The organism is Streptomyces sp. SudanB25_2051, assembly GCF_964272635.1.
In the GTDB taxonomy this organism is placed as follows: domain Bacteria; phylum Actinomycetota; class Actinomycetes; order Streptomycetales; family Streptomycetaceae; genus Streptomyces.
This window is the reverse complement of the sequence record NZ_OZ186787.1, coordinates 1,745,387-1,761,762: the sequence shown is the minus strand read 5'-3', so window position 1 is coordinate 1,761,762 and position 16,376 is coordinate 1,745,387. Positions and strand designations below refer to the sequence as shown.

Here is a 16,376-nt window from a genome sequence, read left to right as displayed (position 1 = left end):
CCCGTACGGGCATGAAGCGACGCCCACACTCTACCCGCGCCCCCGGAACCCGCCCCCAGAGCCCGGAGCCCTACCGCGGCAGCGCGGCAGCGGAGCGCGGCTCGCAGGGTGGTGCCGGTTCACGGGGTCAGGCGCGGGCACGTGGGGCGCGGGGTCAGGGGGCCGGGGGGAGGAGGCGGCAGGCCGTCCGGAGGTCGGTTTCGACCTGCTCGATCGACGCCCGCCCGGACAACCACGAGATCAGCGCGGAGTACCACGTGTGCTCCACCACCCGCACCGCCGCCAGCTCCTCGGGCCCCGCCCCCGCCGGCCCTGCCGCAGGCAGCTCCTCCGCCCCTGCCCCCGGCAGTGCCCCCGCCCCCGCCGGCCCCGCCGCAGGCGGCTCCTCCGCCGTCGGCGCCAGCCGCATCGCGTCCAGGATGATCGCCGTCGTCTGCCGCGACACCGCCTCCACCTCCTCGCTGACGCTCCGGTCGGCGAACGTGAGCGCCCGCACCATCGCGTCCGCCAGCTGCGGCTCCCGCTGGAGCGCCCGGAACGCCCGCATCAGCGTCTCCGCGACCCGCTCCGCCGGGCCGTCCCCGTCCGGGGGCCGCTTCCGCAGCGTCGCGTGGAGGCCGTCGAGCTGGTCGCGCATCGTGGCCACGAGCAGATGGACCTTGGAGGGGAAGTAGCGGTACAGCGTGCCGAGCGCGACCTCCGCCTCCTCCGCCACCTCCCGCATCTGCACGGCGTCGAAGCCGCCCCGGCCCGCCAGGCGCACGCTGGCGTCGAGGATGCGGCGGCGGCGTGCCTCCTGCCGTTCGGTCAGGGGCGGCGGCACCGGCCTGCCTTCCACTGTCATAGGTCCCCGTCGATCCGTGCGTCGAACGTGTCCGTCGTATCCGTGCCGTGCCGTCGTGTTCCGCGCCGTGGTGCGCGACAGTATGGCCCCGCCCCCGTCGTGGCGCGAATCACCTGTTCCGGCCCTCACAGCGGCGCTACCTGCCGGTAGATTCGAAGCTCATCCGAGCGCCCGGGAACGATCAGCAACGCTCAACTCTGAAACTTGTTCTAGATTAGCGCGACCGGTTACGCTCCGCCGAAACGCAGGGATGGAAGGGGCCGCGAGTGACCGCTGAGGCCGTAGCGACAGGCCCCCGCGCGGGTGCGGCGGCCGACGCCGGGCGCCCGCTGCGCATCGCGCTCCTCACGTACAAGGGAAACCCGTTCTGCGGCGGCCAGGGCGTCTACGTACGGCACCTCTCCCGCGAACTGGCGCGCCTCGGGCACACCGTCGAGGTGATCGCCTCCCAGCCGTACCCGGTGCTCGACGCCGTCGGCGAGGGCGTCACCCTCACCGAGCTGCCCAGCCTCGACCTGTACCGGCAGCCCGACCCGTTCCGCACGCCGGGGCGCGACGAGTACCGCGACTGGATCGACGCGCTGGAGGTCGCCACCATGTGGACCGGCGGCTTCCCCGAGCCGCTGACGTTCTCGCTGCGCGCCCGCCGCCTGCTGGCCGCCCGCCGCGGCGACTTCGACGTCGTCCACGACAACCAGACGCTCGGCTACGGGCTCCTCGCCCCGCTCGGCGCGCCGCTGGTCACCACCATCCACCACCCCATCACCGTGGACCGGCAGCTGGAGCTGGACGCCGCCGCCGACTGGAAGCGCCGCGCCTCCGTACGCCGCTGGTACGCCTTCACCCGCATGCAGAGGCGCGTCGCCCGCCGGCTGCCCTCCGTCCTCACCGTCTCCGGCTCCTCCCGCCAGGAGATCGTCGACCACCTCGGCGTCCGCCCCGACCGCGTCCACGTCGTCCCCATCGGCGCCGACACCACCCTGTGGTCACCCGACCCGTCCGTGCCCGAGGTCCCCGGCCGGATCGTCACCACCTCCAGCGCCGACGTGCCCCTCAAGGGCCTCGTGTACCTGGTGGAGGCGCTCGCCAAGCTCCGCACCGAGGTCCCCGACGCGCACCTGGTCGTCGTCGGCAAGCGCGCCGAGGACGGGCCCGTCGCCCGCGCCATCGAGCGGTACGGCCTCGACGGCGCCGTCCGGTTCGTCAAGGGCATCAGCGACGCCGAACTGGTGGACCTGGTGCGCGGCGCCCAGGTCGCCTGCGTGCCCTCCCTGTACGAGGGGTTCTCGCTGCCCGCCGCCGAGGCCATGGCCACCGGCACGCCGCTGGTCGCCACGACCGGCGGCGCCATCCCGGAGGTCGCCGGAGCCGACGGCGAGACCTGCCTGGCCGTACCGCCCGGCGACGCCGGCGCCCTCGCCGCCGCGCTCGGCCGGCTCCTGGGCCCCGACGGCGCCGGACTGCGCGCCCGCCTCGGCGCCGCCGGCCGCGCCCGCGTCCTGGAGCGCTTCACCTGGGCCCGCGCCGCGCAGGGCACCGCCGACCGGTACCGCGAGGCGCTCGCCGCGCACGGAGCCCGCCGGTGACGGCCGCCTGCCCCCTCGTACCCCCGCCCACCGCCACGGACCGTGAAAGCAGGCCCCGCACGTGCTGACCGTCGACTTCACCCGCTTCCCGCTCGCCCCCGGCGACCGCGTGCTCGACCTGGGCTGCGGCGCCGGACGGCACGCGTTCGAGTGCTACCGGCGCGGCGCGCGGGTCGTGGCCCTCGACCGGAACGGCGACGAGATCCGCGAGGTCGCCAAGTGGTTCGCCGCCATGAAGGAGGCCGGCGAGGCCCCCGAGGGCGCCACCGCCACCGCCATGGAGGGCGACGCCCTCAACCTGCCGTTCCCCGACGCCTCGTTCGACGTGGTGATCATCTCCGAGGTGATGGAGCACATCCCCGACGACAAGGGCGTCCTCGCCGAGATGGTCCGCGTCCTCAAGCCGGGCGGCCGCATCGCCGTCACCGTCCCCCGCTACGGCCCCGAGAAGGTCTGCTGGGCGCTGTCCGACGCGTACCACGAGGTCGAGGGCGGCCACATCCGCATCTACAAGGCCGACGAGCTCCTCGCCAAGGTCCGCGAGGCCGGACTGCGCCCGTACGGCACCCACCACGCGCACGCCCTGCACTCCCCGTACTGGTGGCTGAAGTGCGCGTTCGGCGTGGACAACGACAAGGCCCTGCCCGTCCGCGCGTACCACAAGCTCCTCGTCTGGGACATCATGAAGAAGCCGCTCGCCACCCGGCTCGCCGAACGGGCACTCAACCCGGTCCTCGGCAAGAGCTTCGTGGTCTACGCGACCAAGCCCCACCTCCCGGCGGACGCCGCGCTGTGATGCGGCCCGAGCGCACCGAACGCCTGACCCTGCCCGGCGTCCTGACCGCCGGTCAGGCCGCCGAGACCGCCGCCGCCATCCTCGCCGTCCAGCGCGCGGACGGCGCCATCCCCTGGTTCCGCGGCCACCACCTCGACCCGTGGGACCACACCGAGGCCGCCATGGCCCTCGACACCGCCGGGGAGCACGAGGCCGCCGCCCGCGCCTACGAGTGGCTCGCCCGCCACCAGAACACCGACGGCTCCTGGTACGCCGCCTACCACGACGGCGACGCCGGGCAGCCGACGGACCCGGCCCGCGAGACCAACTTCTGCGCGTACCTGGCCGTCGGCGTCTGGCACCACTACCTGGCCACCGGCGACGACGCGTTCCTCGACCGCATGTGGCCCGCCGTCTACGCCGCCGTCGAGTTCGTCCTCGCGCTCCAGCAGCCCGGCGGGCAGATCGGCTGGAAGCGCGAGGCCGACGGCACCCCGGTCACCGACGCCCTGCTCACCGGCAGCTCGTCCATCCACCACGCCCTGCGCTGCGCCCTCGCCATCGCCGAGCACCGGGAGGAGCCCCAGCCCGACTGGGAGCTCGCCACCGGCGCCCTCGCCCACGCCGTCGCCCGCCACCCCGAGCGGTTCCTCGACAAGAGCCGCTACTCGATGGACTGGTACTACCCCGTCCTCGGCGGCGCGGTCACCGGCGCGGCGGCCAAGGAGCGCATCGACAGCCGCTGGGACGAGTTCGTCGTCCCCGGCCTCGGCGTGCGGTGCGTCGTCCCCAACCCGTGGGTCACCGGCGGCGAGAGCTGCGAACTGGCCCTCGCGCTCTGGGCGATCGGCGAGTCCGACCGGGCCGTCGACATCCTGCGCTCCATCGGCCACCTGCGCGCCGAGGGCGGCCTGTACTGGACCGGGTACGTCTTCGAGGGCAACCGCGCCGTCTGGCCCGAGGAACTGACCACCTGGACGGCCGGGTCGCTGCTCCTCGCCGTCGCCGCGCTCGGCGGCGACGAGGCCACCACGGCCGTCTTCGGCGGCGAGCACCTCCCGAGGGGCCTGGCCCCGGACTGCTGCTGAACCCGCCGGACCCGTCCGCGGACGAAACGGGCCCGCCCACCAGCCTTCCGGCGTGGTGGGCGGGCCCGTTCTCCCGTAGCGGCGGGGATCAGCCCCGCTGGATGCCCGTCGTGTCCTGGAGGACACCGCGGCGGCCGTCCTGCGTCTGCGCGACCAGGGCCGCGCCGCGCTGCTCGACGGCCAGGTACCAGGTGCCCGGCGCCAGCTCCGCGATCGGGGTCGGCGAGCCGTCCTCCGCGTACAGCGGCCGGGCGACCGGCACGGCGAACCAGAACGGAGAGAAGTCACCGGCCGGCGCGCCCTGCTGGGCCGCGGCCGGAGCCCCCTGCTGCTCCGGCTGCGGCTGCGGGTGGGCGCCGTCCGCCGGACCCGGCTGGCCCGGCTGCTGGCCGGCGGCGGGGTAGCCGTAGCCGCCCGTACCGCCCGGCTGGCCGGCGAACTGCTGGCCGCCCGGGTAGCCGTAGCCCGCGCCGCCCGGCTGGGCGCCGTACGGCTGCGGGGTCTGCGGCTTCGGGGCGCCCATCAGCGGCGCCTTCAGGGCCGGGACCAGCGGGGACGCCACCGCGCCCGCGGCGAGCGCGATCGTGGCGAGCAGGCCCAGGATCATCCCGGCGCCCGCGGAGCTCATGTCGATGATCGTCCAGAAGGCCGTCCACAGCGCGAAGACGGTGAAGGCGAGACCGAACTGCCCCAGGTCGAGACCGGCCACCTTGCGGCCGGGCATGGCCCGCGAGACGACGACGAGCGCCGCGCCGATGATGCCCGCGATGTACACGCTCATCACCAGGCCCAGGTCGTCCCAGGCGTTGGGCAGGTCGCAGCTCGTCCCGGTGGCGCATTCGACGCCGTACAGGCTGAGGAACGAGGCGATGAACAGCACCACCGCTGCTCCGATCACCACGCCATCGCCTCGAGTGAGGGAGCGGATGTTCACGTGAAAAGTCCTTCGTCGGTTCGTGTCGTCGTCAGGGGGTGGCGCGAAGCACGGGGGGCGCCCCATCGTAGGGACGAATGTATCGTCCGTACGGCCTACCCGAGCAGGTAGGTGCTGACCCCGTTCGCGATCCCCTGAGCGGCCTTCTGCCGCCACGCCGCGTCCGACAGCGAAGCGGCGTCCTCCGGGTCACGCATATTGCCGCATTCGACGAACACCTTGGGCACGGTCGACAGATTCAGCCCGCCGAGGTCCTTGCGCACGTCCAACCCCGTACCGCCGCCCAGGTAGTTGGCCGGGGCGGAACCGGTCGCCCGGGCGAACTCGGCCTGGACGCGCTCGCCGAGCCTACGGGACGGCTCGACGATCGGAGCCGTGTCGGCCGCACCCGCCTTGACCAGGCCCGGAAGGATGACGTGGTGGCCGCGGTTGCCGACCGCCGAGCCGTCGGCGTGGACCGACACCACGGCGTGGGCGCCCTTGCCGCCGCCCGCCTGGTTGCCGATGCGGGCCCGCTCGTCGATGCACGGCCCGAAGGGCCGGTCGGCGTCGTGGGTGGTCACGACGGTCGCGCCCATGCGTTCGAGGACGGCGCGGAGGCGGCGCGACACGTCGAGGGTGAACGCGGCCTCGGTGTAGCCGTCCCGTGTGGAAGTGCCGGTCGTGTCGCACTCCTTGCGGTTGGTGCCGATGTCGACCTGTTTGTTGATCTCCGAGGTGTGCTGAAAATTCCCCGGATTGTGACCTGGGTCGATCACCACGACCTTCCCGGCGAGCGGCGCGGCGGACGCGCCCGGTGCCGTACCGGACGGCGCCGGCGTGCCGGCCGAGGGTGACGTGCCGGCCGACGCCGGCGCGGGGGCGGCGCCCCCGCCACGTCCGTCGGTGCCGGGCCGGCCGCCGCCGCCCGGTCCCGCGCCCGCCAGGGCCCACCCCCCTGCGAGCAGACCGGCCGCGGCGAGCGGCACGGCGGCCAGGAGGACGGCCTTGCGGATACGGGCGCGCTGGTGCGTGTCGTCGTCGTACACGCGGGCGAGCCTAAGCGGTGCGCGTCCTTCCGGCTCAGTGGCCGGGGGCCGTTCGGCGCAGTACGCGCAGCGAGTCGGTGACGGAGACCTCGGTGAACGCGCCCGACTCCAGCGCCCGCAGATAGATCCGGTACGGGGCCTGGCCGCCGTCCGCCGGGTCGGGGAACACGTCGTGGATGACCAGCAGGCCGCCCTCGGCGACGTGCGGCGCCCAGCCCTCGTAGTCGTTGGCGGCGTGCTCGTCGGTGTGCCCGCCGTCGACGAACACCAGCCCGAGCCGCCCGGCCCACACCCGCGCCACCTGCGGCGACCGCCCGACGACCGCGATGACGTGGTCCTCCAGGCCGGCGGCGTGCAGGGTGCGCCGGAACGTCGGCAGGGTGTCCATCAGGCCCACCTCCGGGTCCACGACGTCCGGGTCGTGGTACTCCCAGCCGGGCTGCTGCTCCTCGCTGCCCCGGTGGTGGTCGACCGTGACGGCGACGGTCCCGGCCGCGCGCGCCGCGTCGGCCAGCAGGATCGTGGAGCGCCCGCAGTAGGTGCCGACCTCCAGCAGCGGCAGCCCGAGCCGCCCCGCCTCGACGGCCGCCGCGTACAGCGCGAGCCCCTCCCGTACGGGCATGAACCCCTTGGCCGCCTCGAAAGCGGCGAGCGTCCCCGGCGACGGCAGCGGGCTCGGCCCGGCGCCCGGCTCGCGGCTCGGCTCCGGGCTCTCCGGCGTGGGTGCGGGGCTCATGGCGGGTCCTCCAGGTCGTGCGGAACGGGTCGTGGGACGGGACGTACAGAGGGGCCTGCGGGACCGTCGTGGGACGGGTCCTGCGGAGGCGCCGTACGGCCGCGCCGTGCGGACAAGCGGAGAGCCATCGTCCCCCACCCCCCGCCACCCTCCGACGGCACCCCGGTCCCTGGCGCCTGTCGTGTGGATCCGCCCGACCCCGCCTTCGGCGACGGCCGTGGGACGTGGGCGACCGACGACAACACCGCAGGGTGCGCGTGCCGGCTCCGCGGCGGCCCGAGACGAACCAGGAGGCAGGACCTAAGTCCGCGGGCCCACGTCCCGTACCCCGTTATCGGGATGTACGGGGCGCCGCCCACCTGCGACCATGACGGTCATGGCCCAGCCCCGTACCGGAACCACCCCGACGAAGACCGCCGCCGATCCCCAACTCCCCGACCGCCCCTGGGCGGTGATCCTCGCCGCCTGCGCCGGCACGTTCCTCGTCGTCCTGGACGTGTCCGTCGTGAACGTCGCGCTGCCGTCGATGCGCGCCGACCTCGGCATGTCCGCGCTGGCGCTGCAGTGGGTGGTGAACGCCTACTCCATAGCCTTCTCCGGGTTCATGCTGCTCGGCGGGCGGGCCGCGGACCTGTTCGGGCGGAAGCGGATGTTCCTGGTGGGCCTGGCCGTGTTCACGCTGGCGTCCGTCGCGGGCGGACTGGCGCAGGAGGGCTGGCAGTTGCTCGCCGCGCGGGCCGTGCAGGGCCTCGGCGGCGCCGTGCTGTCGCCCGCGACGCTGACCATCGTCACCAGCGCCGTACCGGAGGGCCCCGCCAGGACGCGGGCCATCGGCACGTGGGCGGCGGTCGGCGCGGGCGGCGGCGCGGCGGGCGGCCTCGTCGGCGGCCTGCTCACCGAGCTGCTCGACTGGCGCTGGGTCCTGCTGATCAACGTCCCGGTCGGCGCGCTCGTCCTGATCGCGGGCGCCCTGTGGGTGCGCGAGTCCCGCACGGGAGCGGGGCGCCGGCTCGACCTGCCCGGCGCGGTCCTCGTCACCACGGGCCTGGCGACGTTCGCGTACGGCGTCGTGCAGACCGAGCAGTCCGGCTGGGCCGACCCGGCGACCCTGGTGCCCCTCGTCGGCGGACTGGTGCTGCTGGCCGCCTTCGTGGCCGTCGAGTCCCGCACCCGCGAACCGCTCATGCCGCTGAAGGTGTTCCGGGCGCGGGCCGTCTCGGCGGCGAACGTCACCCTGTTCGTCATCGGTTCGGCGACGTTCTCGTCCTGGTTCTTCATGACGCTGTACGCGCAGAACATCCTCGGCTACGGTCCGCTGGCCGCCGGGGCCGCCCTGATGCCCAGCTCCGCCGCGGTCGTCGTCGGCTCCAAGCTGTCGCCCCGCCTGATGCCGCTGCTCGGCGCCCGGCGGCTCGCCGTCGGCGGCGCGCTCACCACGGCGACCGGCTTCGCCTGGCAGTCCCTGATGGACGTGGACGGCGCCTACCTGACGGACGTGCTGGGGCCCGGCATCCTGATGATGACCGGCGTCGGACTGGTCCTGACCCCGCTCGCCTCGATGGCCACGTCCGGCGCGGCGCCCGGCGACGCGGGCCTCGTCTCGGGGCTCGTCAACACCTCCCGCACCATGGGCGGCGCCGTCGGCCTGGCCGTCCTGTCCACGGTCGCCGCGTCGGGCGCGGCCGGGGCCACCACTCCGGAGGCTCTCACCGCCGGGTACGCCCTCGCCTTCCGCACCGGCGCGGGCATCCTCCTCGTGGCGGCCGCGCTGATGCTGCTGTGGCTGCCCCGCCCGGTGACCGCCGCGACCACCGCGACGAGCGACGCGCCCCGCGCCGACCGGGCCTGACGCACGGGCCGTCCCGCCCGCCGCGCGCCGGGCGTCCTTCCGCGCGGGCGGCGGCCGCGCTATACAGGCCGGGCCCGGAGCCGTACCCCCGCCGCGACGAGGAGCGAGCCGACCATGCCCATCGACGTACCGAGGGTTCTGGGCGCCGCGCCCCGGACGCGGCACCTGAGCTGGGACGACGCGGACGTCCGGCTCTACCACCTCGGGATCGGCGCGGGCGTCCCCGCCGCCGACCCCGCCGAACTGCGCTACACCCTGGAGTCCCGGCTCCACGTCCTGCCGGCGTTCGCGACCGTCGCGGGCGGCGGGCCCGGCGTCCTCGCCGCGCTGACCGTGCCGGGCGTCGACGTGGACCTGGCCGCCGTCCTCCACGCCGGCCACCGGCTCGCCGTCCACCGCCCGGTCCCGCCGCGCGGCGACGCGACCGCCACGTCCCGCGTCACCGCCGTGTACGACAAGGGCGGGGCCGCCCTGCTCGTCCTGCGCTGCGAGACCGCCGACGACGACGGACCCCTGTGGACGACGGAGGCGGACCTCCACGTACGCGGCGAGGGCGGCTTCGGCGGCGGACGCGGCCCCTCGGGCGTGCCGGAGGGCGCACCGGAGCGCGTACCCGACCGGATCGTGGAGCGCCCCGTACGGGAGGACCAGGCGCTGCTGTACCGGCTGTGCGGCGACCGCAACCCCCTGCACGCCGACCCGGAGTTCGCCGCGCGCGCCGGGTTCGACCGGCCCGTCCTGCACGGCCTGTGCACCTACGGGATGACCCTCAAGGCGGTCGTCGACACGGCGCTCGGCGGGGACGTCGGCCGCGTCCGCTCGTACGGCGCCCGCTTCACCGGGCCGGTGTTCCCCGGCGACACCCTGCGCTTCCACCTGTGGGAGGACGGCGGGGACGTGCACGTCACCGTCACCGCGCCCGGACGGGGCGACGCGCCCGTCCTCACCGGCGCCGTCTCCGGTGCGGCGGCGCCCTGACCGGCCTTCCGCGGCCCGCCGGGAACGCCGGGGCCGGCGGGAACGCCGAGGGCCGGCGGGAGCGCCGAGGGCCGCCGGAAGCGCCGAGGGCCGGCGGGAACGCCGAGGGCCGCCCCGGCAGGCTCCGGGACGGCCCTCTTCTCGACTCGCCTTCGGTCGGCGGACGTTACGCCGCGCCACCGCCCTGGCCGGACTCCCTGCGGTGCCGGCCGTGCGGCTGCGCCGACGTGTCCTCCGACGCCGCCGGGCCCCCGCGGTGCTTTCCGGAGCCGCCGGCGTCCCCGTGCGCCCGCGTCGCCTGGGTCGTGTCGGTGCTGGCTTCAGACATGTGGTGAAGTCACCCCGTAATGATCGCTGTTGTCGTGCGGCCCGTGAGTCTAACCGGGCACCGCGCGCCCCGTGAGCGGTGCCTGCTGCAACGGCACCGGCCGGCGCGCACCGCCCGGAACCGCGCCGCCGTCCGCGCTCCCACCTGCGGGTTCACCCGGCCCGGGGGCCGCCGCCCCGTCCCGTACGGGCGCGGCCGCCGGCGCTCCCGCGGCCCCGGGCCCCGGCTCCCGCGAGGGCGTCCGCGCACCGGTGCCGGGCAGGGGACCGCGGACCTCCCGCACGGGGCCCGGCGCGTCCCGCAGGGGGCCCGCGGCCTCCCGTACGAGCGCGTCCGCCGCGCCCTCGATCCGGGCCAGCCCGCACGGCACCGAGGCGTTCGCGTACGGCAGCGACAGCACGCCCTCCCGCGACCACAGCCCGGCGCCCGCGAACCAGCCCTCCGGCGCGGGAAGTTGCAGCAGCCGGCCCGCCGCGGGCCGCCACACCCCGACCCAGCTCCCGGCCGCCCCGTCCACCCGCAGCGCCACCGCGCACGCCTCCGGGGTCAGCACCTGCCCCGGCTGCACCGCGAACGGCGTCAGCACCGCGTCCGCCGACCGCAGGCACTCGGGGAACCGCACCGGCCGCGTACTGCCCAGCACGCCCCAGCCCAGCCGCTCCCGGCCCGGTGACGGGGCGTCGGAACCGATCAGCAGCAACCCGCTGTCCAGGTCCGCCAGGAGCAGCCGGTCACGGCTGTCCTCCGTGATCTGGAGCAGCGGCGTGACCTCCCCGCCGCGCCGCAGGTCCACCGCGACGGTCTTCACGGGCCCGCCGTCGGCCTCCCGGTCCAGGGCGAGCAACCGCCCCTCCCGGTCCAGCCACACCCCGCCCGAGCAGCGGCCCGGCACCTCGGCGACGTGCTCCGGCCCCGCCGCGCCACCCGCCACCCGCCAGACGCCCGTCGAACGCCCGCCCGGCACCAGGGCGTACGCGCACCTCCCGTCCGGCGCGGGCGGCAGCAGCAGGACCGATTCCGCAGCGACCGCTCCCAGCGGCAGCTCACCGGTCTCCGGACCGGTCGGGTACAGCAGCGAGAACATCTGGCGCTCCGCCACCCGCCGCGCGATCAGCACCCGCCCGTCCGCGAGCGGCAGCAGCTGGGCGTGCGGGTCCTCCGGCTGCCCGAGCGGCAGCGGAACGGCGTACGGCTCGGGCCCGTCGAGCGTCCACCGCTCGGGGTACAGCGCCTCCCCCTCGCCGGCGAGCCGGGCCGCGTAGGAGCCGTCCGCCGCGATCGCGAACCCGGACCCGTACCGGGACGCGGACACGGGCCCGGACCCGGCGGCGTCCGCGCGGGCGGTGTCCCGGGCGCCGTCACGGGTGGTCTCCCGGATTCCGTTTCCGGCGGCGGTCTCGATGGCACAGGCTGTCATGGCTCGTCACCTCCGGGCCCCGACGCTAGTTTTCGCCATTCCGCCCGAACGGCACGAGCCGCCGCGCTTCACACATAAGGGTGGCCCTCACCCGGTTCGCCTGAGGGGAAGGGGGGCGGTGTGCTGGCCTGAAACAGGTGGCGAGTAAGGTAAGGCGACCCTAAGCGGAATTTCACGGTCCATGGTCCACGCTCCACGGTCCGGGTTCCGCGGGGCCGTCCCCGTCCCCTGTCCCTTCAGGAGCCACCATGTCCGTACGGTCCGTACGACGCCGACGCGGCACCGCCGCCGTCATCGCCCTCGCCGCCGCGCTGTCCCTCGCGGCCTGCGGAACCCAGGACAAGGACGCTCCGGACGCCAAGCCCGGCGCCGCCGACAAGAAGTCCGTCGCCCAGGGCGGCCAGGACTTCGGGGACGCCCGCGCCAAGACCGCGGCGCTCGGCACCGACGCCAAGCCGGGCCAGTTCCCGCGCACCGTCACCCACGCCATGGGCAAGACGGAGATCAAGGCCGCGCCGAAGCGGGTCGTCGTCCTCGACGTCGGCGAGCTCGACAACGTCGTCTCCCTCGGCATCAAGCCCGTCGGCTACGCCCCCGCCGAGGGCGACCCGGACCTGCCGAGCTACCTCGCCGAGGACGGCGGCAGCCCCAAGAGCGTCGGCTCCATCAACAGCCTCAACCTGGAGGCCATCGCCGGTCTGAAGCCGGACCTCATCCTCGGCAGCCAGCTGCGCGCCGCCGACAAGTACAAGGAGCTGTCGAAGATCGCCCCGACGGTCTTCTCGCTGCGCCCCGGCTTCACGTGGAAGGAGAACTACCTCCTCAACGCCGCCGCGCTCGACAAGACCGCCGAGGCCAAGGCGAAGCTCGCCGCGTACGAGGCGAAGGCGAAGAAGCTCGGCGCGGACATCGGCGCCGACAAGCCGACGATCTCGATGGTCCGCTACCTGCCGGACCGCATCCGCCTGTACGCCCGCGCCTCCTTCATCGGCGTGATCCTGGACGACGCGGGGCTGCCGCGGCCCGCGAACCAGCAGATCGACGACCTGGCCACCGAGGTCAGCCCGGAGAACATCGACGCGGCCGACGCGGACTGGATCTTCACGGGCGTGTACGGCGACGTGAAGAAGACCAAGCGCGACACCGCCGAGGCCAACCCGCTGTGGAAGAACCTCAAGGCCGTCAAGTCCGGTCAGGCGGTCGACGTCCCGGACGAGACGTGGTACCTCGGCCTGGGTGTCACGGCGGCGGACCGGGTCCTCGACGACCTCCGCACCCACCTGGTCAAGTAACCACCCCCCGCCCCCACCAGGTGCCCTTGCCCCCTGGACCCTCGGACCCCCAGGGCCTCCCGGCCTCCGGGTCCCTTGACCTCCTGGGCCTCCGGGCCCCCCGGGTCGCTGAACCCTCTGGGCCTCGGCCCCTGGAACTCCGGGGCCTGGGACCCCAGGGCCACAACGGGGCGGGGCCCGGTACAGCGCGCCTACCGCTCAACAGGGGCGGGCCCCGGTTCGGCGCCTGGCGGGCACAACGGGGCGGGGCCCGTGCCGCTCAGGTCCCGGAGGCCGGGGCTCACCGGGGGCTCGGGCCGGGAGCCGGGGCTCAGGGGGCTGGGGCTCGGGTCCAGGAGGTCGGCGTTCGAGGGGGGCTCGGGCCCTGGGAGGGGGTGGCGGCGTTGCGGGTAGCCTTGTGCCCGTGCCACGCCTTACCGAAGTCCTCGCCGAGCTCGACGCCCTCTGGCCCCCCGAGCGGGCCGAGCAGTGGGACGCCGTCGGCACCGTCTGCGGCGACCCCGACGCCGAGATCGACCGCGTGCTCTTCGCCGTCGACCCGGTCCAGGAGATCGCCGAGGAGGCCATCCGCCTCGGCGCCCAGCTCGTCGTCACCCACCACCCCCTCTACCTGCGCGGTACGACGACCGTCGCGGCCTCCCACTTCAAGGGCCGCGTCGTGCACACCCTCATCAAGCACGACATCGCCCTGCACGTCGCGCACACCAACGCTGACACCGCCGACCCCGGCGTGTCCGACGCCCTCGCCGGCGCCCTCGGCCTGCGCGTGCTCGGCCCCCTCGTACCGGAGAACGGCCTCGGCCGGATCTGCGAGCTCGACCCGCCGGAGACCCTCCGCGACTTCGCCGACCGCGCCGCCCGGCGGCTGCCCGCCACCGCGCAGGGCATCCGCGTCGCCGGCGACCCCGACGCGACGGTCCGCCGGGTCGCCGTCAGCGGAGGCTCGGGCGACAGCCTGTTCGACGCCGTGCGCGCGGCGGGCGTCGACGCGTTCCTCACCGCCGACCTGCGCCACCACCCGGCCTCCGAGGCCACCCAGCACTCCCCGCTCGGCCTCGTCGACGCGGCCCACTGGGCCACCGAATGGCCCTGGTGCGAACTGGCCGCCTCCCAGCTCGACGAGATCTCCGACCGCCACGGCTGGAACCTGCGGGTGCACGTCTCGAAGACGGTCACCGACCCGTGGGCCGCCCACCACACGTCCTCTTCCGCTCACCACACCTCTCCTGGAGCCCCCAACTGAACGCCGCGCCCGCCGACCAGATCCGCCTCCTCGACGTCCAGGCCCTCGACACCCGCCTGTCGCAGCTCGCCCACAAGCGCCGCAGCCTGCCCGAGCACGCCGAGATCGAGTCCCTGACCAAGGACCTGACCCAGCTGCGGGACCTGCTCGTCGCCGCGCAGACGGAGGAGAGCGACTGCGCCCGCGAGCAGAAGAAGGCGGAGCAGGACGTCGACCAGGTCCGCCAGCGCGCCGTCCGCGACCAGCAGCGCCTCGACTCGGGCGCCATCACCTCCCCGAAGGACCTGGAGAACCTCCAGAAGGAGATCGTCTCCCTGTCCAAGCGCCAGGGCGACCTGGAGGACGTCGTCCTGGAGGTCATGGAGCGCCGCGAGTCCGCGCAGGAGCGGGTGGGCGAGCTGACCGAGCGCGTCGCCTCCGTCCAGGCCAAGGTGGACGACGCGACCGCCCGCCGCGACCGCGCGCAGGAGGAGCTGGACGCCGAGGCGGCCGCCGTCGCCAAGGAGCGCGAGCTGGTGGCCGGTTCCGTGCCGGCGGACCTGATGAAGCTGTACGAGAAGATCCGCGGCCAGCAGGGCGGTGTGGGCGCGGCCCGCCTGTACCAGCGCCGCTGCGAGGGCTGCCACATCGAGCTCAACATCACCGAGGTCAACGACGTCCGCTCCGCCCCGGCCGACGCGGTCGTACGGTGCGAGAACTGCCGCCGCATCCTCGTCCGCACCTCGGAGTCCGGCCTGTAATGAGCGGTGCTGCGGGGGTGCGCGAGCTGATCGTGGAGGCCGACGGCGGCTCCCGGGGCAATCCGGGCCCCGCCGGGTACGGCGCGGTGGTGCTGGACCCGGTGACGGGCGAGGCCCTGGCGGAGGCGGCCGAGTACATCGGCGTGGCCACCAACAACGTCGCCGAGTACAAGGGCCTCCTCGCCGGGCTGCGCGCCGCCCGCGAACTGGCGCCGGACGCGTCGGTGCGGGTCCGCATGGACTCCAAGCTGGTCGTGGAGCAGATGTCCGGGCGCTGGAAGATCAAGCACCCGGACATGAAGCCGCTCGCCGCCGAGGCCGCCCGGATCTACCCGCCGGGGCAGGTCACGTACGAGTGGATCCCGCGCGAGCGCAACAAGCACGCCGACCGGCTGGCCAACGAGGCGATGGACGCGGGCCGCCAGGGCCGCCAGTGGCAGCCGTCCACGTCGCGCGCCGCCCTGGACGCGGGCGCGGCCCGCGTCGCCGGAGAGGCGACGGGCAGGGGGCGTGTGACGGGCGACACCGAGGGCGGGCCCCGGGTCGTGGGCGACGCGGCGGCAGGCGCGGCCAGGGCCCGCGCGGCCCTCGCGGCCACGGCCTCCACCGGCACGCCCGCGCCCGGTACGGCTTCGACGGGCACGCCCGCCACCGGTACGGCTCCGACGGGCACCGCCGCGACCAGCGCGGCCGCCTCCTCCGCCACGGGTGCGGCCGCCCCCGGCCCCCGCCCCGGCACGGCCGACCGCGCCCTCGACGCCCCGCGCCCCGCCGACGCGCCCCGCCCGGACGCGACCGCGCCGGCGCCCACCGGGGGCGACGGCTCCGCGGCGACGCCCGCCACCCCGTCCCGGGGCTGGGCCGCGCCCGCGGACCTCGGCGCGCCCGCCACCTTCGTCCTGCTCCGGCACGGGGAGACCGCGCTCACGCCCGAGAAGCGGTTCTCCGGCAGCGGCGGCAGCGACCCCGAACTGTCGGCCGCCGGACGCCGCCAGGCCGACGCCGTCGCCGCCGCGCTCGCCGCGCGCGGCACCGTCCAGGAGATCGTCTCCTCGCCGCTGCTGCGCTGCCGCCAGACCGCGCTCACCGTCGCCGAACGCCTCGGCCTCGACGTACGGATCGACGACGGGCTGCGCGAGGCGGACTTCGGCGCGTGGGAGGGCCTGACCTTCGCGGAGGTCCAGGAGCGCTACCCGGACGACCTGAACGCGTGGCTGGCCTCCCCGAAGGCCGCGCCCACGGGCGGCGAGTCCTTCGCGGCCGTCTCCCGCCGGGTGGCCGCCGCCCGCGACCGGCTGACGGAGCGCCACGCGGGCCGCACCGTCCTGCTGGTGACCCATGTGACGCCCATCAAGACGCTGGTCCGCCTCGCGCTGGGCGCCCCGCCCGAGGCGCTGTTCCGCATGGAGCTGTCCGCCGCGTCCCTGTCGGCCGTGGCCTACTACCGGGACGGCAACGCCTCGGTGCGGCTCCTCAACGACACGTCGCACCTGCGCTGACCCTCCGGGTGCCGCCGCGCGGCGGCACCCTCCCGCGGC

General features: G+C 75.4%; 15 protein-coding genes. 9 read left to right on the top strand and 6 right to left on the bottom strand.

Annotated features, from left to right (window positions below; genetic code table 11):
* Window positions 1–154: 154 nt before the first annotated feature.
* A complete protein-coding gene (locus ACSUPT_RS07770) occupies window positions 155–844 on the bottom strand; it encodes a TetR family transcriptional regulator (RefSeq protein WP_351967371.1) in 690 nt (229 codons plus the stop codon).
* A 266-nt stretch (window positions 845–1,110) separates the two neighbouring features.
* Between ACSUPT_RS07770 and ACSUPT_RS07765 the strand changes: the two genes are divergently transcribed.
* The 3 genes from ACSUPT_RS07765 to ACSUPT_RS07755 all read left to right on the top strand — a co-directional run bounded on the left by ACSUPT_RS07765 (window position 1,111) and on the right by ACSUPT_RS07755 (window position 4,293).
* On the top strand, window positions 1,111–2,430 hold the full coding sequence (locus tag ACSUPT_RS07765; RefSeq protein WP_436943835.1) for a glycosyltransferase family 4 protein: 1,320 nt from the start codon (window positions 1,111–1,113) through the stop codon (window positions 2,428–2,430).
* A gap of 61 nt (window positions 2,431–2,491) precedes the next feature.
* Window positions 2,492–3,226, top strand: a complete 735-nt coding sequence (locus tag ACSUPT_RS07760) for a class I SAM-dependent methyltransferase (RefSeq protein ID WP_351967369.1) — start codon at window positions 2,492–2,494, stop codon at window positions 3,224–3,226.
* Entirely contained in the window at window positions 3,223–4,293 is a 1,071-nt protein-coding gene (locus ACSUPT_RS07755; RefSeq protein ID WP_351967368.1) for a prenyltransferase, read from the top strand. Before ACSUPT_RS07760 ends, ACSUPT_RS07755 begins: the two co-directional genes overlap by 4 nt.
* An 88-nt stretch (window positions 4,294–4,381) precedes the next feature.
* Here the strand turns inward: ACSUPT_RS07755 and ACSUPT_RS07750 are convergent, their stop codons facing one another.
* The 3 genes from ACSUPT_RS07750 to ACSUPT_RS07740 all read right to left on the bottom strand — a co-directional run bounded on the left by ACSUPT_RS07750 (window position 4,382) and on the right by ACSUPT_RS07740 (window position 6,877).
* Window positions 4,382–5,227 carry a hypothetical protein gene (locus tag ACSUPT_RS07750; protein ID WP_351967367.1) on the bottom strand — a complete coding sequence of 282 codons (846 nt, stop codon included), beginning with the start codon at window positions 5,225–5,227 and terminating at the stop codon, window positions 4,382–4,384.
* 95 nt (window positions 5,228–5,322) lie between these two features.
* Window positions 5,323–6,255 (bottom strand): N-acetylmuramoyl-L-alanine amidase family protein, encoded by a 933-nt coding sequence (locus tag ACSUPT_RS07745; protein WP_404142682.1) that lies wholly within the window; start codon window positions 6,253–6,255, stop codon window positions 5,323–5,325.
* A gap of 34 nt (window positions 6,256–6,289) precedes the next feature.
* Window positions 6,290–6,877, bottom strand: a complete 588-nt coding sequence (locus tag ACSUPT_RS07740) for a class I SAM-dependent methyltransferase (RefSeq protein ID WP_351967391.1) — start codon at window positions 6,875–6,877, stop codon at window positions 6,290–6,292.
* A 481-nt stretch (window positions 6,878–7,358) separates the two neighbouring features.
* On the opposite strand from ACSUPT_RS07740, the gene ACSUPT_RS07735 reads away from it, so the two are divergent.
* Both ACSUPT_RS07735 and ACSUPT_RS07730 read left to right on the top strand, forming a co-directional pair.
* Entirely contained in the window at window positions 7,359–8,840 is a 1,482-nt protein-coding gene (locus tag ACSUPT_RS07735; RefSeq protein WP_399217232.1) for a DHA2 family efflux MFS transporter permease subunit, read from the top strand.
* Window positions 8,841–8,954: 114 nt separating this feature from the next.
* Window positions 8,955–9,818, top strand: a complete 864-nt coding sequence (locus tag ACSUPT_RS07730) for a MaoC family dehydratase (RefSeq protein ID WP_351967364.1) — start codon at window positions 8,955–8,957, stop codon at window positions 9,816–9,818.
* Window positions 9,819–9,984: 166 nt separating this feature from the next.
* Here ACSUPT_RS07730 and ACSUPT_RS07725 read toward each other — a convergent pair whose 3' ends face one another.
* Window positions 9,985–10,146, bottom strand: a complete 162-nt coding sequence (locus ACSUPT_RS07725) for a hypothetical protein (RefSeq protein ID WP_351967363.1) — start codon at window positions 10,144–10,146, stop codon at window positions 9,985–9,987.
* A 49-nt stretch (window positions 10,147–10,195) separates the two neighbouring features.
* Window positions 10,196–11,563 carry a hypothetical protein gene (locus ACSUPT_RS07720; protein ID WP_403501547.1) on the bottom strand — a complete coding sequence of 456 codons (1,368 nt, stop codon included), beginning with the start codon at window positions 11,561–11,563 and terminating at the stop codon, window positions 10,196–10,198.
* Between the two features lie 248 nt (window positions 11,564–11,811).
* On the opposite strand from ACSUPT_RS07720, the gene ACSUPT_RS07715 reads away from it, so the two are divergent.
* The 4 genes from ACSUPT_RS07715 to ACSUPT_RS07700 all read left to right on the top strand — a co-directional run bounded on the left by ACSUPT_RS07715 (window position 11,812) and on the right by ACSUPT_RS07700 (window position 16,337).
* Complete coding sequence (locus tag ACSUPT_RS07715) at window positions 11,812–12,855, top strand: ABC transporter substrate-binding protein (protein ID WP_436943833.1); 1,044 nt, start codon at window positions 11,812–11,814, stop codon at window positions 12,853–12,855.
* A 403-nt stretch (window positions 12,856–13,258) separates the two neighbouring features.
* Complete coding sequence (locus ACSUPT_RS07710; protein WP_351967360.1) at window positions 13,259–14,098, top strand: Nif3-like dinuclear metal center hexameric protein; 840 nt, start codon at window positions 13,259–13,261, stop codon at window positions 14,096–14,098.
* Entirely contained in the window at window positions 14,095–14,838 is a 744-nt protein-coding gene (locus tag ACSUPT_RS07705) for a zinc ribbon domain-containing protein (RefSeq protein WP_351967390.1), read from the top strand. The genes ACSUPT_RS07710 and ACSUPT_RS07705 overlap by 4 nt, the downstream gene beginning before the upstream one ends.
* On the top strand, window positions 14,838–16,337 hold the full coding sequence (locus tag ACSUPT_RS07700; RefSeq protein ID WP_436943831.1) for a bifunctional RNase H/acid phosphatase: 1,500 nt from the start codon (window positions 14,838–14,840) through the stop codon (window positions 16,335–16,337). The genes ACSUPT_RS07705 and ACSUPT_RS07700 overlap by 1 nt, the downstream gene beginning before the upstream one ends.
* Window positions 16,338–16,376 lie beyond the last annotated feature (39 nt).